This is a genomic window from Bacillus sp. JNUCC-21, assembly GCF_041222765.1.
Taxonomy (GTDB): domain Bacteria; phylum Bacillota; class Bacilli; order Bacillales; family Bacillaceae; genus Bacillus; species Bacillus velezensis.
The window spans coordinates 2,394,917-2,410,832 of the sequence record NZ_CP166019.1; the positions used below are offsets into that span (position 1 = coordinate 2,394,917).

A 15,916-nucleotide genomic window follows, 5' to 3' on the forward strand; every position below is an offset into this window, starting at 1 on the left:
TATTACATGTCAGTATTTTTTGTCAATGATAAATCCGGCCTTAACACAACGGCTTTTTCTAAATAGACATGCTTGATTTCATCCTGAGGCGTATCCGTCTGAACCGTCATCAGGACACGGATACACTTTTGCAGAGCGCCGGTGACATCCATTTCCTGCATGCACGTCACCGGGACGTATTGCCACCCGGAAAGGCGGCGGACCGCTTTTGCCGGAAATACGGAATGGATATCAGGCGTGGCGGATAACAGGATCTGTACAACGTCTTCCGGCTTGCATCCATTTTGTTCAATGATTTTTTCAAGCAGCTGCTGTGTTTTTTCTAAAATTTCTTGTTCGGTGTCTTGTTCCACCGTTGTTGCTCCGCGAATGCCGCGTATCATCATGCTGTTTCCTCCATTCGCCATTTGTTCAGCAAATTTTCGAGCTCATCTTTTGAAAGCATGCAGTCCCGCGCTTCGCCTAATTCCTTTAACACGATAAACTGTGTCATGCCTCCGCGCGTTTTTTTATCATTCATCATCCGGGCGGAGAGAACCGGCGTTTCAATATCTTGTCTGATGCTTCCCGGGTAGCCGAGCCCAATCAGCCATTGTGTAAGTTCTTTCCTGTTCATCTTGCAACCCGCAACCTGTTCACTCACGTAAAGGGCAAACTGCATGCCGAGGGCGACCGCATCTCCATGTGTAATCCGTCCGTAGCCGTATTCCGCCTCAACGGCATGGCCGAGCGTATGGCCGAAATTCAGAAAAGCTCTTACCCCCTCTTCCTTTTCGTCCTCACGCACGACGGCCGATTTGATTGAAATTCCTTTATAAATCATTTCATTCAGCTCAGCGCTTGTCAGTCCTTGCAACGTGTCAAACGTGAGAAGTTTTTCTAAAAAAGCATGATCGGCGATAAACGCGTGTTTGATCACTTCAGCCATGCCCGATCTCAGCTCTTGTTCCGGCAGGGTTTTCAGTAGCTCCGTATCGTAAATCACCGCTTTCGGCTGATAAAACGCGCCGATTAAGTTCTTTCCGAGTTTATGATTGACGGCCACCTTGCCGCCGACCGCGCTGTCATGGGCAAGCAGTGTTGTCGGCATTTGAATGAAATCAATTCCGCGCATAAAAGTTGCTGCGCAAAAGCCGGCCAAATCACCCGTCACGCCGCCTCCGAAGGCAATCATACATGAGGAGCGGTCCATATGGAAAGCGATCGCTTCCGTTTGAATCCGTTCATACTCTTTTAGAGATTTCGCTTCTTCTCCGCTTGGAACGATCACTTTTTTCACGGGCCATGTTTCGTTTAAAAGCCGGAACATCTCATCACCGTAAAGCCGGTCAACTTCAGCATCAATGATGAGAAGGACCTTTGTCAGCGGCCTGTTCAGTGAAGACAAAAGGGCAGCGGCCTGTTTCCTTATACCTTCACCGATATACACGGGATATGCGGAGGAAGCTGTCCGAACCTCAAGCTCTTTCATCAGAATTCCCTCGATAATTTTTTCATGTTTTCAACATTTTCTTTAATTCGGTCGATCTGGTCAAGCCCGAATTGTTCTACGACGGCATTTGCGATTTCCCAGGCCACTGCTGCTTCAGCCACTACACTTGCTGCCGGAACCGCGCAGCTGTCTGAACGTTCAATGCTCGCTGTAAACGGTTCTTTCGTTTCAATGTCGACGCTTTTCAGCGGCTTGTACAAAGTAGGGATCGGTTTCATAACGCCGCGGACGACAATCGGCATTCCCGTCGTCATACCGCCTTCTAATCCTCCGAGCCTGTTTGTGGCGCGTGTATAGCCTTTCTCTTCATCCCATACGATTTCATCATGAACTTCACTGCCGTTTTTGCCGGCCGCTTCAAAACCGATGCCGAACTCTACGCCTTTAAACGCGTTAATCGACAGAACGGCAGCAGCGAGCTTGCTGTCCAGCTTACGGTCATAGTGGACATAGCTTCCGACACCGACCGGCATACCTTCGACGATCACTTCAACGATTCCGCCGATCGAGTCGCCGTTTGCCTTCGCTTCATCAATGGCTGCCATCATTTGACGGCCTGCTTCTTCATCGTAGCATCTGACCGGTGATTCTTCCGTTACCCGTTTGAGATCCTCAATGGATGTGTAATCGGTTTTCTCTGCTTTTACGCTGCCGATTTGCAGGACATGTCCGGCGACTTTAATGCCAAGCTCAGCTAAAATCTTTTTAGCGACGGCTCCGGCAGCCACGCGAACCGTTGTCTCACGCGCGGAAGATCGTTCTAACACATTTCTCATATCACGGTGATTATACTTAATAGCACCGTTCAAATCTGCGTGTCCCGGTCTCGGTCTTGAAATCTGGCGTTTCATTTCACTTTCTTCTTCTTCTGTAATCGGTGCGGCGCCCATAATTTTTGTCCAGTGGGTCCAGTCTTTATTTTCTACAACGAGCGCGATCGGTGAACCGAGTGTCCGGGCATGCCGCACGCCGCTTGTGATCTTCGCTCTGTCCGTTTCAATCTGCATGCGGCGTCCGCGGCCGTGCCCTTTTTGACGTCTGGCAAGCTCAAAATTAATGTCTTCTTCAGTTATATAAAGCCCCGCAGGCACACCTTCTATAATTGTCGTCAGCTGCGGACCGTGTGATTCTCCGGCTGTTAAGTATCTCATTTCTTTCTTCTCCCTTCATCGCATTAACGCTTTTAAGTAAAACTATACCACAAGTTTTCATTAAATGTCTTCTATCTTTTTTGATAAAAAAATGTATCAGTGCTCTCAAGGCCGAATTTTTCCGGGCTGAAAATCTGTTCTGTACTGCCGACAAACAGAATTCCGTTCTTTTTCAGACTGCCCGCCATTTTCACATACAGCTCTTCTTTTGCTTTTTCAGTAAAATAAATAAAGACGTTGCGGCAGACGATCAGATCAAAATCCTGTTCATAGCTGTCGGCAAGCAGGTTGTGCCGCTTAAACCGGATGTTGTTCTGAATCTCTTGTTTTACTTGATAACTGTTGTCAGCCTGCTTGGTGAAATAACGGCTTTTCACGGAAGCCGGCACCTCTTGCAGCGAGCGTTCCTGATAGATGCCCCGCTTGGCTTTGCTTAGCGCCTTTTCATCAATATCTGTCGCCAATATATCAAATCCGGCCAGTCCCGTCTGCTGATTGAGAATCATAGCCAAAGTATAAGGCTCCTCTCCCGTTGAACAGGCCGCACTCCATATTTTTAACGGTTTGTTATGCTTTATTAACGGAAGAATTGAAGTTTCAAGAACTTCCCACCGTTTATAATTTCGGTAAAATTCAGAAACATTGATCGTCATTCTGTCCAATGTTTCGTTTAATAAAAGCTTGTCCTTTTCCAAAGCGGCGGCAAATTCCTGAAAATCTCTGAACCCCTTCTTTTCATAAAGGGACGTCAGCCGCCTTTTCATCTGTGCTTCTTTGTATAAAGATAAATCAACGCCGGTTATTTGTTTCCACTTGGTGATAAAAATGTCGTAAGGCTCCATTGCTTCTCTCCCAATCTCGCTGTCTTTTGTCCTAGTATAGCCTGTTTTCTGTCGAAATTGTACGATTTCAATAAAAAAATCAGCCCGCGGGCTGATTTGTGAGAAACGAAAAGACAGGGCAGCGCAGCCTCTGTCTTTCATAAATGATGTAAACCTTTTCATAATACGAGAAAAAGAAAGGCTGACGGTTTAGTACACCCAGTCGGCCATTAATTTTTGATACGGTACAAGCTCTTCCTGTTTAAAGAAAATGTGAATTTCCCGCTCAGCGCTTTCTAAGGAGTCTGAACCGTGAATGATATTTTTGCCGACAAACATGCCGTAGTCACCGCGGATTGTGCCCGGCAGTGCATCTTTCGGGTTCGTTTTTCCGATCAGCTGTCTTGTGATCTCTACTACATTTTCCCCTTCCCATACCATTGCAAATACGGGTCCTGATGTAATGAATTCCACAAGCTCGCCGAAAAACGGCTTCCCTTTATGTTCAGCATAATGGTTTTCAGCCATCTGTTCTGAAACTTGCATTAGCTTGGCTCCTGCCAATTGTAAGCCCTTACGCTCAAATCTGGATAAAATCTCTCCGATCAGCTGACGCTGTACGCCGTCCGGTTTTACCATGATAAAAGTTTTTTCCATAAGATTCTCCACCCCATCATTATGTATAGGCTTTCAAGTTGCACACCGAAATCGTAACATCTTTCTGACAATTAATCAATCCAGGGCGGAGAATGTTCACATCTTGTTCGTAAAAGGAATTTAAAATTTCCGTTTGCCGATATATTTGGCGATGGCGGCCAATGATGAGCGCGCACGTCCTCTCGGCAGTGTATTCAGTTTTTCAAACGCTTTTTTTAAGTACCTGTCACTGACGGCCATTGATTTTTCAATCGCGTCTGTGCGTTTAATATTTTCAATAATGGGGGCGAGCTGCTCCTGTGTTGTTTCACTGTTAATTAATTTCAGCTGATTTTTCAATTCAGGCTGACGGAGCGCGTACAAAACGGGCAGAGTGACATTTCCTTGCAGCAGATCCCCTCCGACCGGTTTTCCCAGTTCCTCTTCCGTTGAAGTGAAATCAAGAATGTCGTCAATAATCTGATAGGACATGCCTACGTAATAACCGAACCAATATAATGCTTTGTGAATCTTCTCATCAGCTCCCGAAGCGATGGCGCCGAGCTGGCAGCTGACGGCAATGAGAAGAGCCGTTTTCCGTTTGATGCGGCGCAAATAGGTTCTGAGGTTTTGTTCCATATTGTATTTATCTCTGATCTGTTCAATTTCTCCGAGGCATACTTCTACGATGGTTTTGGACAGGATCCGGTGGGCTTTCGGCTCATCCAATCTCGTCATCATCTCAAGTGAGCCCGCAAGCATATAATCACCGGTATACATGGCGATGCGGTTGTCCCATTTGGCTTTGATGGTCGGTTTTCCCCTCCGCAGCTCGGCGTCATCAATGACGTCGTCATGCACGAGGGATGCCATATGAATCATTTCCAGCGTCACCGCAACATATTTTATTTTATTAATGTCATAGTCACCAAACATGCCGGAAAGCAATACGAAAACAGGGCGGATCCGCTTGCCGCCCGCCTGGAGCAGGTGGAGCCCGGCTTCACTCAGCAAAGGATAGTCTGACCGCACCGTTTGCTCAAGCTCCCTTTCGATCACATCAATATCGTCATTTAAAAAAGAATAGGCCATTTTAAATTTCATATCATTCACCCAAACATCTGTATATTCATCATTTCCAACCGATATGCGTAGCGGCCACTCCGCCGGTAAACGAATGGTATTTGACATTCGTCAGGCCCGCTTCTTCAAACAGACGCGCAAGTTCTTTCATACCGGGAAATTCTCTTGCCGATTCTTGAAGCCAAGAATATTCTTTATAGCTCTTCGCAAACATTTTTCCGAAGAAAGGCATGATGTATTTAAAATAAAGAAAATATGCCTGTCTGAATCCGAACATTTCCGGCTGGGATGTTTCCAGACATACGACCTGCCCGCCCGGTTTGACGACCCGCCGCATTTCTTTCAGCACGGTCAGATAGTCGGGAACGTTCCGCAGCCCGAAGCCGATGGTGACAAAATCAAAAGAATCATCAGCGAAAGGAAGCTCCATCGCATTTCCGTGCAAAAGCTCAATTTGGCTGTAACCGCCCTCTTTCACTTTTTTCTCACCGATGCTCAGCATATTTTTGCTGAAATCCAGTCCTTTGATTTCGCCGCTTTTTCCGGCCGCTTCTGCGAGGGCAATCGTCCAGTCAGCCGTTCCGCAGCAGACATCAAGCGCTTTTGCGCCTTCTTTTACATTCATGATCTGCATCGTTTTATCGCGCCATTTTTTATGCTGCTGAAAACTGATAACAGAGTTCATTTGGTCATAATTTTTATAGATTTTTTCAAACACGCCGTGTACGCGCTGTTCTTTTGACTCCTGCATGTTGATTACCCTTCTTCCACTTTCTGATGATATGTTTTGTCCTGGCTGATCGCTTTAAGCCGGTTCAGCATTAGGTTTTGGATTGGTGAATTGAGCGGCAGCAGCGTTTCAATGCTTTGCTTTGCCTTTCGGAAGCTATCTTCCATTATGTCAGCCTTTGATTTTCCTGACTTTACAATATTGCCGATGACATCGAGAAATATAGCATTGCCGTTCATCAGCCGCTTATATACAAAAAAATCACTCGCCAGCTCTTTCCAGCGCGGAAGATTAAAGTGGTCTGACACTCTGTGAAACAGGGCCGCTTCCACAATCGCCATGCTTTCGATCAATTGATTCAAGTCATTAACAGACCGATCGTACAGACGGATTTTATGCTCATTGATTTCTTTAATTGCCGTAGCGAGCGTCCGAATCATATAGATATCCTTCATTTCGGATAAAAGCGAATAATACAGTCCGCTGAAATAGTCGCCGGCAAGCACGGTGAGCTGCCGGTTTTTATTTTCGTCTCGCTTTAACGCTCTGGCTGTTGTCACTTCATCGTGGGTATCAAGGGCGCTTTGGACAAGCATCGCAGTTACTATGTAATTTTCTCTGTCGTTGTTCTTAATGTCCGCCTCTTCAAACAAAGCGTGAAAAAGAAGAAGCTTATCCTCATCGATTTTAGGCGCAGAAATATGTTTCGCTAAATAAGGATGAGACAGCTTTTGTTTTAATTTCATATTTAGATTCGCTAAAGTTCCGTAGATGTCTTGCAAAAATATCACCCTTGTCCCCAAATTCACATTTATTCTAATATGTATGAGATTTACTCGTCATTATTATACGCAGGTATCATTATAGCATAAAAAAAAGAAATTGGCTGTATTCTCCCGCCGTTTGCGGGCATTTGGCAAAAGCGGGAAACAGCCGGCTTATTTTTTTTCGCTGTTCATTTCTCCGTAAGCGGTCTGGATGAGGGCGTTGCCTCTCACTTTGATGGCAGAGGTATGCTCAGTAAACTGAGCGATAATCACTTCGCCTTTGTCCAGTTTTTCGGAATGGTGAAATTTCGTATCCGTTCCTCTCGTTAAACCGATGACGTTCACGCCGTCCTCGACCGCTTTAATGACGACAAAATCACTTGAATGCTTTGAATTCATATCTGCACCCTCTATCATTATTAATCCGCACGTTTAATATGTTCTAACACTTCGGAACGCGCCGCTGCGTCATCTTTAAAAATACCTCTTACAGCGGAAGTCACTGTTTTTGCACCCGGCTTTCTTACGCCCCTCATCGTCATGCACATATGCTCAGCTTCGACGACAACCATGACGCCGTGGGGATCTAAGGTCTCTACGATGCTTTCTGCAATCGTTGAAGTGATGCGCTCCTGCAGCTGCGGGCGTTTTGAGACGGCTTCCACCGCCCGCGCCAATTTACTCAGGCCCGTCACTTTGCCGCCGCGCGGAATGTAGGCAATATGCGCTTTTCCGTAAAAAGGAACAAGGTGATGTTCACACATGGAATGAAACGCGATATCTTTTACAAGAACAAGCTCCTCATGGTCTTCTCCGAAAACGGTTTTAAAGTGTTCTTTCGGGTCTTCATTTAATCCCGAGAATACTTCCGCGTACATTTTTGCCACGCGTTTCGGCGTATCTAAAAGCCCTTCCCGGTCCGGGTCTTCTCCAATCGCCTCTAAAATCTGGCGAACCGCCTGTTCAATCTGTTCTTTATTAACTTCTTTCATTGTCTGTGTCCTCCACCATTGAATACATTTAATTTCGATTCTAGCACATTTGCCGCGCCAAAAGCAAAACGAAAGTCCTGCCCGGTGACCGAGGCTGCTTAAATATGAAAAGCCCCTTTATCAAGGGGCTTTTCTGTGAAGAAACAAAGTGTATGTATCAGATGCATACACGATCTATATTCACAATTATTTTCCTGCAACAGCGTCTTTAAGAGCTTTACCTGGTTTGAAAGCAGGTACCTTGCTTGCAGGGATTTCGATTTCTTCACCTGTTTGCGGGTTACGTCCTTTACGTGCAGAGCGCTCGCGCACCTCAAAGTTACCGAAACCGATCAGTTGGATTTTATCACCGTTTTTAAGTGCATCTAAAATCGTATCAAAAACAGAATCAACTGCTTTTGTAGCGTCTTTTTTAGACAATTCGCTTGCTTCAGCAACCGCATTGATTAGTTCTGTCTTGTTCATGCCTTTCACCTCCTCCCAAAAGGGTATCAAATCAGCAGTTTATTATCATTTCTTCACAGTTCAGCCTGATTCTAAACCTGTCTGATAAAAAATCAAAGCAGGGAAGAACAGACAAGTAAACGGCTTTTCAAAAGAAAACAGACACTTTGAGGAATGTTTGTCCAACAAAGTGAAGATTTTCTGTATGTAGAGTAACACATATAAAAAGCCATATCAAGCATTTTAAAGCCTCAATCCCTTGCTCGTCAAGGTTTTCACGTGTTTTACCGAACAAATATTCCTTTTTTTGCTTTTTTCCTCCTAATCCTTGATTGATTTCCAGTATCTAAAAAGAATAAAAAAAGACCCCCCGTTTCAGGAAGAGGTCCTTCAGCTTACAAAATAATGGCGATCAGGCCGCCTGAGCCTTCGTTAATAATTCTCTCCAGCGTTTCTTTCAGTTTATATCTCGCATTTTCCGGCATGAGTGACAGTTTTGCGGAGATTCCTTCTCTTACGATAGAGCTCAATGATCTGCCGAAAATATCGGAGTTCCAGATAGAAAGCGGATCATCTTCAAAGTCCTGCATTAAGTAACGGACAAGTTCTTCACTTTGTTTTTCCGTCCCGATGATCGGCGCGAATTCACTTTCCACATCCACTTTGATCATATGAATGGACGGAGCGACCGCTTTGAGCCTTACTCCGAACCTTGATCCCTGTCTGATGATTTCCGGTTCATCAAGGCTCATATCGGCTAAGGCCGGGGCGGCAATGCCGTAGCCGGTCTGTTTCACCATTTTCAGCGCATCTGATACCTGATCATATTCTTTTTTCGCGTGGGCGAAGTCCTGCATTAATTCAAGCAGGTGGTCTTTCCCGCGGATTTCAACACCGACAACTTCTTTTAAAATCTGGTCATATAAATGATCCGGCGCATACAAATCAATTTCTGCGACACCCTGGCCAAGTTCGATTCCGGCCAGACCGGCGCTTTCAATAAACTCAAATTCACTGAAGTGGCCGACAACCCGGTCGACATCGCGCAGGCGTTTAATATCTTTTACGGTTTCTTTCACTGATTCCTGGTAGCTCTCTCTGAGCCAGTGATTTTCTTTCAGCACCATGACCCAGCTCGGAAGGTTGACATTGACTTCCAGCACAGGGAACTCGTAAAGCGCTTCTCTGAGGACGCTTAACACATCTGTTTCCCGCATGCTTTCAACACTCATGGCGAGGACGGGAATATCATATTTCGCGCTTAATTCAGCTCTGAGCGCTTCTGTTTCCGGGTGGTACGGTTTTACCGAGTTGATGACCATAATAAACGGTTTGCCGACTTCCTTCAGCTCGTCGATGACTCTTTCTTCCGCTTCCACGTAATCGCCCCGCGCAATATCGCCGATTGAGCCGTCTGTCGTAATGACGACCCCGATTGTGGAGTGTTCCTGGATGACTTTTCTCGTACCGATTTCCGCTGCCTCATGAAAGGGAATCGGTTCTTCGTACCAAGGTGTATTGATCATTCTCGGGCCGTTTTCATCCTCATATCCCTTCGCCCCGGGAACCGTATATCCCACACAATCCACAAGACGGATGTTGACATCAAGTCCTTCCGCGACATGAACGGACATGGCTTGATTCGGGACAAATTTTGGTTCTGTGGTCATTATCGTTTTTCCTGCTGCGCTTTGCGGAAGCTCATCCTGCGCCCGCGCTCGATCGGCCTCATTGCTGATATTCGGGAGCACCACGAGCTCCATAAATTTTTTAATGAATGTAGATTTCCCTGTACGGACAGCGCCAACGACTCCTAAGTATATATCGCCCCCTGTTCGTTCAGCGATATCCTTGAAAATATCGACCTTTTCCAAGTGATCCCCTCCCGGACTTCCTATCCTTATCATTTTTCATTCACCATTCTCCAATCAAATACAGGACACTATATGTGTATGACGTTGTCCTATTTCAATATGACATCTTTAGAAAATTTTCAGGCAGTCTTTTCTATCAAAATCAAAAAAACCTTTCTCCCTATTTGTATGCGCGGGAAAAAGGTTCATTCCTGTTTCGTTTGACTTTCTAAAAAAACGGGTTCCTGTTTTTCATTTACGGTGTATGTGACTGAAAAGGCCGGGACGAAAGGAGTCTCTTTCCATAAAATATCTTGAATTTCCGCGCCCGGTTTGATTTTCTTTTTGTTTTCCTTCAGGCAGCGGGCGAGATCGACGCGATAGTCGGCATAGATTTCTCCGTCAGCGCCGATTAAAAGCGGCAGAGACGTGCCTGAAACCGGACTTTTGACTGAAGGAGAGTCTTTCATGCCGAGCTTTTTTTTATTTAAAGTGAACAGCCCTTTTGAAACGGCGTCCTCATAGGGAGGATATGTATGCTTTTCCTGATACATTTTGACACGCAGCTTCATGTCGCGGATTGCTTCCGCCATTTGGAGATCGACCAGCTTGACGGTCGGCTTATTTTCCACATCGACAAGCACGTATTGGTACATTCCACCGCTTTCATAAGCTGAGGCCGGCGGCTCCTCTATGTATCTGGGCGCGAGCCGCTTAAAATCTATCGGATATTTTTGATAGAGCGGTGTTTTCATATCTTTTGTCTGAATCGGCAGAAGTCCGCCGTTCGCCTTTTTAAATTCATCCACTGCCGCTTGCACCTGCTGAAGCTGATGTTTGTAAGATACTTTATTTTCAGTTTTTTCCGCTTCAGGGTACAGACAGCCGGACAGCAGGAGCACCGCCATTGCCGTTATGACGGCCATTTTTAACTTATGCATTCCGCGCCCCCTTTTTGCTTTATTCATTGACAGGCCCGCTGAAAACGACCATTAACACGATCAATCCCGAGATGACCATGCAGGCATAAGCAAGTGAAGAAACCGCTGCTTTTATCAGTTTGTTTTTCACTTTGTACCTGCTGACATAAATAGAGACCACCGCAACAAACATTAATCCCATAGCACCAAGCGCAAACCACATTTTCATCAATGCCACACTCACGTTCGTGCCCCCCGTCCCATCATTGTAAGCGTTATATTTCATTTTAATATACAAATGTTGAAAAGATCAACAGGTTTTCCATCTATTGAAAAAACAAAAAAACTGAAGCAAAGAGGGGGACTTTGCTTCAGTCAAGTTGACTATATTCACCTGTACGTCTGAGATACACTCTCTTGGACTTCGATGCTATAGTATGCGCAGATGCATACGTCTGCATCCTCTTCTGCCTAAATCAGCAAATGTTTTAAGCGATTTCAGCCGGAGAGTTCTGCGTTTTGGACTTTCGTCACTTCAGAATATGCTGACGGCATGTTATTGTCACTTCACCCGGTTTTCGAATGTGTTGACCAAGTCTTCCATCTCATGGGTTTTCACTCTGGCCATTAAGGATTCTACGGCCGTTTCTACCTTCTGCCCGTTAAATAATACTTGGTGAAGCGCCTCTGTGATCGGCATTTTCACTTGGTATTTTTGAGACAGCTGATACGCAGCTTTCGTCGTCCGCACGCCTTCAACAACCATCCCCATCTTATCCAGGACAGCTTCCAGCTTATATCCTTTGCCGAGCAGGTTGCCGGCGCGCCAGTTTCGGGAATGAACGCTTGTACACGTCACGATTAAATCGCCTACGCCGGTCAGGCCGGAAAAGGTGAGCGGATTTCCGCCCATCTTTGTGCCGAGTCTGGCGATTTCAGCAAGACCTCGGGTGATTAAGGCCGCTTTTGCATTATCTCCGTATCCCAATCCGTCTGTAATCCCCGCTGCAAGAGCGATGATATTCTTTAACGCTCCCCCTATTTCCACACCGATCATATCCGGATTGGTATAGACGCGGAAATGCTGGTTCATGAATAAATCCTGAACCGCTTCTGCAGCCTTGATATTTTTTGAAGATGATGTAACAGTCGTCGGGTGTCTTAATCCGACTTCCTCAGCGTGGCTCGGCCCTGAAAGCACGACGATGTCTTTTCTGTACTCCTCAGGCAGCTCCTCTTCCATTAATTCTGAAATGCGGAGAAGCGAATCCGGCTCAATTCCCTTGCTGACATGAACAAAAATCGATCGTTTCGGGATGTACGGCAGAGCCTTTTTCAGCACTTCCCGAATGGCTTTTGTCGGAACTGCCACAATGATGAAGTCAGCTCCTTTTAAAGCCTCGCTTAAATCAGCTGTACCGATGATAGAACTTGATAGCTCCACCCCCGGCAGGTAATCTTTGTTTTCATGCAGTTCGTTGATTTGATCGATCAATTCGGCACGGTGTCCCCACATCATGACTTGATGTCCGTTATCAGCCAGCACTAAAGAAAGTGCAGTGCCCCAGCTTCCCGCTCCAAGCATTGCCACTTTTTTCATCTCTGTATCACACCTTTTTATTTTCTTGCTCTTGCAAATATTTTAATTGGCGTACCTTCAAATCCGAAAGCGTCCCGGATTCGGTTTTCTAAAAAGCGTTCATAAGAAAAATGCATCAGTTCCGGATCGTTGACAAAAACAACGAAGCTCGGCGGCTTAACAGCGACTTGAGTCGCATAGTAAATTTTCAGACGGGAGCCGTTGTGCGTCGGAGTCGGATTCATGGCGACCGCATCCATAATGACATCATTTAAGACATTTGTCTGCACGCGGAGAGAGTGGTTTTCACTCGCTTTAATAATCGCAGGCATGAGTGTATGAATCCGCTTTGTCGTCAGTGCCGACATAAACAGCACCGGCGCGTAATCGAGAAATTGGAAATGTTCCCGAATATTCTGTTCAAATTCTTTCATCGTGCGCTCGTCTTTATCAACGGCATCCCATTTGTTTACGATAATGACGACGGCTTTCCCGGCTTCATGGGCGTATCCGGCGATCCGCTTGTCCTGCTCAAGGATGCCTTCTTCTGCATTCAGCACAACGCCGACGACGTCTGAGCGGTCAATGGCTTTTAACGCCCGAAGCACACTGTATTTTTCTGTTGTTTCATATACTTTACCCTTTTTTCTCATTCCCGCCGTGTCAACGATTACAAATTCCTGCTGATTGTAGGTGAACGCCGTATCCACAGCGTCTCTAGTCGTTCCGGCTACGTTGCTCACGATAACCCGCTCTTCGCCGAGCATCGCATTGACAAGGGATGATTTTCCGACATTCGGGCGGCCGATCAGGCAGAATTGAACGACATCATCACTGTACTTCGTCTCCGGAATGTTTTTAAAATGCTCGGCACAAGCATCGAGCAAATCTCCCAATCCTAAACCGTGTGTGCCCGAAATCGGATACGGTTCTCCAAAGCCGAGCGCATAAAAGTCATAGATGTTCGCTCTCATTTCGGTATTATCTAATTTATTTACGGCTAATACGACCGGTTTTTTCGTCCGGTACAGTATTTTCGCCACTTCTTCATCCGCAGACGTCACACCTTCGCGGCCGTTCACCATAAAGATGATCACATCAGCCTCGTCCATGGCGATTTCAGCCTGCTGGCGGATCTGTGTCAGAAACGGTTCGTCTCCGATATCAATTCCGCCCGTATCAATCAGGTTAAAATCATAATTCAGCCATTCCGCCGAACTGTATATCCGGTCCCGCGTCACTCCGGGGGTATCTTCTACTATTGAAATTCTTTCACCCGCAATCCGGTTAAAGATTGTGGATTTTCCCACATTCGGTCTTCCGACAATGGCTACGACAGGTTTACCCATAGTACCCTTCCTTTCAATCCAGCCGCTTACATTTTCACAAAAAATTGTTCAACCGGTTATTAAAAATCATCTTCGCTATGAAAAGAACCCTTCAAACAGAAGGGCTTAACTCATTTATTATATCAGTTTTCACTGAGATCACAATGTATTCTTCAAAATGTTTCGCATTCATGTAACAGTCTCCGTCTGTTTTCAAGACATTTTTGTCGCTCCTTTGCCCTGCTTTTTGCTTTTTTGGCTGATGCGCGCCGCAAGCTGTTCATATGTAGTCAGCCCGACGAGCAGAACCACTCCCGCCGAACAGCCTGAAAGCCATTGATAATCCCCGACGGCTGCAGCACCCGCAATATTGCGGATGACCGCAGCATACAATAGCTCCCCCTGGCACATGCCGAGAACAAAAAGACAAAGCCTCTCAGGGAACCGCCCCTCAACGGAAAGCGTAATAACGGTAAGCAGTATAACCGCCGCCCATTCAGGTTTTATGATAAACCAAACAGGATCATATAATGCAAAAAGAAAAATAAAGCTGTACGCCGCAGCCGCCGTCAGATGAATCACAATATTACGGAGCCGTTTATGCATGCCGAGGCTTCCCGCATAAACAAATGCCGCAGCAAAAAACATGACATATGCCGCATTCAGCGTAAAATAAGCCGTAATCTGATGTATGCTTGCCATCATATTAGTCAAAATAAAGACTGATACGTAAAAACGGCTTTTCGTTTTGGCAAAAATAAAAGTCGCTAGTATCCATAAAAACCACATTGACCAGTAATAATAAAACGGTTCCATAATCGCTCCTCCTCTGATCAGTATGGAGCGGGAACGCATTTTTTAAACCAATTATGCCTGAAAGGAGCGGATAAGGATGGGAAAAGACAGACAGGAGAAAAAACTGAAAGCCTCCCGCCGGGTGGAATCTGATCGCGATGATTCGATTCACCATAAAGGAGCGACAAGCCTTGAGCAAAACGGGGAATTCCGAAAAAGAAAATCGTAAAAAACAGAAAAAGGCATGCGGGTTCGCATGCCTTTTAACGTCTGCTGAAACGGGATGTGTCAATTCCCCGTTCAGAAAGCCAATGATGTGTGTCACCTTTTATGACCAAAGGCGCCTTTTGCAATTGGGAAACCGATTGGCATCCGAGGGCGGTCATAATCATTTTCAGCTCTTGCAAAAGCGCCGTCATCTCGTCAAACAGGCCCTCTTCTCCTTTAGAGGTGAGAGCTTTCAGAAAAGTGCCCGCCATTCCCGCGCCGGAAGCGCCGAGGGCAATCGATTTGGCGACATCCAGGGCGCTTTGCAGCCCGCCGGATGCAATAATTGATTGATCAGCGGAGAGCGAGTGGATTTCCGCTAAGCTTGCGGCAGTGGAAATCCCCCACGTATTAAAAAATTGAAGCGCCTTCTCTCTGCGCATATTTTCAATCTTAGAGAAATTTGTACCGCCGTATCCGCCGGCATCAACTGCTGCTGCGCCAGCCTCAAATAACTGCCGTGCCGATTCCCTGCTCATTCCGAAGCCGACTTCTTTGACAAAAACGGGAACTCCCGCTTCCGCCGCAATCCGCTCAATACGGCCGAGAGCGCCAGTAAAGCTTCTGTCACCCTCTGGCATGACGATCTCCTGAATCACATTTAAATGAATCTGGAGGGCATCTGCTTGAATCATATCAACTGCCCTTTTCGCCTGCTCGGCATCCGCCTCGCTGCCTAAATTGGCAAATATCAGCCCGTCCGGATTCTCTTTTCTGACGATCTCGTAAGAACACCGTTCGGAGGGATCTTTTAAAGCTGACATTTGCGAACCGACAGCCAGCGGCATGCCGGCTTTGCGCGCCGCTCTTGCCAGCGATCTGTTAATTTCGTATGTAAGCTGTCCGCCGCCGCCTGTCATCGCATTGATAAAAATCGGCGAACTGCTTGTGAGTCCGCCGATTTTCGTTGATATATCCACTTTTTCCAATGCTAGGTTCGGTAGGCTGACATGAACAAACGTAATATCATCAAGCCCCGTTTCCCGGTTTTGGCCGGTAGACAGCGCATGATTTATATGTTCTCTTTTTCGTTCTGCTCGTGTCACGTTTTATCACCA

Annotated in this window: 19 protein-coding genes; 1 reads left to right on the forward strand and 18 read right to left on the reverse strand. The window is 46.2% G+C overall.

Features of this window, described 5'->3' with window-relative positions; all coding sequences use genetic code 11:
- Positions 1–2: 2 nt before the first annotated feature.
- The 17 genes from aroH to JNUCC21_RS12105 form a co-directional block, all read right to left on the reverse strand.
- Positions 3–386 (reverse strand): chorismate mutase, encoded by a 384-nt coding sequence (aroH, locus tag JNUCC21_RS12025; protein ID WP_003153463.1) that lies wholly within the window; start codon positions 384–386, stop codon positions 3–5.
- Positions 383–1,471, reverse strand: coding sequence for a 3-dehydroquinate synthase (gene aroB / locus JNUCC21_RS12030; RefSeq protein WP_151280692.1), 1,089 nt, complete (start codon positions 1,469–1,471; stop codon positions 383–385). The genes aroH and aroB overlap by 4 nt, the downstream gene beginning before the upstream one ends.
- Complete coding sequence (gene aroC, locus JNUCC21_RS12035; protein ID WP_003153459.1) at positions 1,471–2,643, reverse strand: chorismate synthase; 1,173 nt, start codon at positions 2,641–2,643, stop codon at positions 1,471–1,473. Before aroC ends, aroB begins: the two co-directional genes overlap by 1 nt.
- Positions 2,644–2,714: 71 nt before the next feature.
- On the reverse strand, positions 2,715–3,485 hold the full coding sequence (locus tag JNUCC21_RS12040; RefSeq protein ID WP_012117864.1) for a protein-glutamate O-methyltransferase: 771 nt from the start codon (positions 3,483–3,485) through the stop codon (positions 2,715–2,717).
- A 189-nt stretch (positions 3,486–3,674) separates the two neighbouring features.
- Entirely contained in the window at positions 3,675–4,121 is a 447-nt protein-coding gene (gene ndk, locus JNUCC21_RS12045) for a nucleoside-diphosphate kinase (protein ID WP_007409456.1), read from the reverse strand.
- Positions 4,122–4,241: 120 nt separating this feature from the next.
- Positions 4,242–5,204, reverse strand: a complete 963-nt coding sequence (gene hepT, locus JNUCC21_RS12050) for a heptaprenyl diphosphate synthase component II (protein ID WP_003153454.1) — start codon at positions 5,202–5,204, stop codon at positions 4,242–4,244.
- Between the two features lie 28 nt (positions 5,205–5,232).
- Entirely contained in the window at positions 5,233–5,934 is a 702-nt protein-coding gene (gene menG / locus JNUCC21_RS12055) for a demethylmenaquinone methyltransferase (RefSeq protein WP_003153453.1), read from the reverse strand.
- 5 nt (positions 5,935–5,939) lie between these two features.
- Positions 5,940–6,695, reverse strand: coding sequence for a heptaprenyl diphosphate synthase component 1 (hepS, locus tag JNUCC21_RS12060; RefSeq protein WP_015240105.1), 756 nt, complete (start codon positions 6,693–6,695; stop codon positions 5,940–5,942).
- Positions 6,696–6,851: 156 nt separating this feature from the next.
- Positions 6,852–7,079 carry a trp RNA-binding attenuation protein MtrB gene (gene mtrB, locus JNUCC21_RS12065; RefSeq protein WP_003153449.1) on the reverse strand — a complete coding sequence of 76 codons (228 nt, stop codon included), beginning with the start codon at positions 7,077–7,079 and terminating at the stop codon, positions 6,852–6,854.
- Between the two features lie 20 nt (positions 7,080–7,099).
- Positions 7,100–7,672 (reverse strand): GTP cyclohydrolase I FolE, encoded by a 573-nt coding sequence (gene folE / locus JNUCC21_RS12070; protein WP_003153448.1) that lies wholly within the window; start codon positions 7,670–7,672, stop codon positions 7,100–7,102.
- A gap of 186 nt (positions 7,673–7,858) precedes the next feature.
- Positions 7,859–8,137 (reverse strand): non-specific DNA-binding protein Hbs, encoded by a 279-nt coding sequence (gene hbs / locus JNUCC21_RS12075; RefSeq protein WP_003153447.1) that lies wholly within the window; start codon positions 8,135–8,137, stop codon positions 7,859–7,861.
- A 374-nt stretch (positions 8,138–8,511) separates the two neighbouring features.
- Positions 8,512–9,990, reverse strand: a complete 1,479-nt coding sequence (gene spoIVA, locus JNUCC21_RS12080) for a stage IV sporulation protein A (protein WP_007409454.1) — start codon at positions 9,988–9,990, stop codon at positions 8,512–8,514.
- A 185-nt stretch (positions 9,991–10,175) separates the two neighbouring features.
- Positions 10,176–10,910, reverse strand: a complete 735-nt coding sequence (locus JNUCC21_RS12085; protein WP_007409453.1) for a hypothetical protein — start codon at positions 10,908–10,910, stop codon at positions 10,176–10,178.
- A 19-nt stretch (positions 10,911–10,929) separates the two neighbouring features.
- Entirely contained in the window at positions 10,930–11,133 is a 204-nt protein-coding gene (locus tag JNUCC21_RS12090; protein ID WP_122504095.1) for a DUF2768 domain-containing protein, read from the reverse strand.
- Between the two features lie 318 nt (positions 11,134–11,451).
- Positions 11,452–12,489, reverse strand: coding sequence for an NAD(P)H-dependent glycerol-3-phosphate dehydrogenase (locus tag JNUCC21_RS12095; protein WP_369878184.1), 1,038 nt, complete (start codon positions 12,487–12,489; stop codon positions 11,452–11,454).
- Between the two features lie 17 nt (positions 12,490–12,506).
- Positions 12,507–13,817: a ribosome-associated GTPase EngA gene (gene engA / locus JNUCC21_RS12100; RefSeq protein ID WP_003153433.1), complete on the reverse strand. Its 1,311-nt coding sequence runs from the start codon at positions 13,815–13,817 to the stop codon at positions 12,507–12,509.
- A gap of 192 nt (positions 13,818–14,009) precedes the next feature.
- Positions 14,010–14,612 (reverse strand): hypothetical protein, encoded by a 603-nt coding sequence (locus JNUCC21_RS12105; protein WP_122504096.1) that lies wholly within the window; start codon positions 14,610–14,612, stop codon positions 14,010–14,012.
- 76 nt (positions 14,613–14,688) lie between these two features.
- On the opposite strand from JNUCC21_RS12105, the gene JNUCC21_RS12110 reads away from it, so the two are divergent.
- Entirely contained in the window at positions 14,689–14,820 is a 132-nt protein-coding gene (locus JNUCC21_RS12110) for a YpzI family protein (protein ID WP_003153429.1), read from the forward strand.
- Positions 14,821–14,854: 34 nt separating this feature from the next.
- Here the strand turns inward: JNUCC21_RS12110 and fni are convergent, their stop codons facing one another.
- Positions 14,855–15,904, reverse strand: coding sequence for a type 2 isopentenyl-diphosphate Delta-isomerase (fni, locus tag JNUCC21_RS12115; RefSeq protein WP_122504097.1), 1,050 nt, complete (start codon positions 15,902–15,904; stop codon positions 14,855–14,857).
- Between the last annotated feature and the right edge of the window lie 12 nt (positions 15,905–15,916).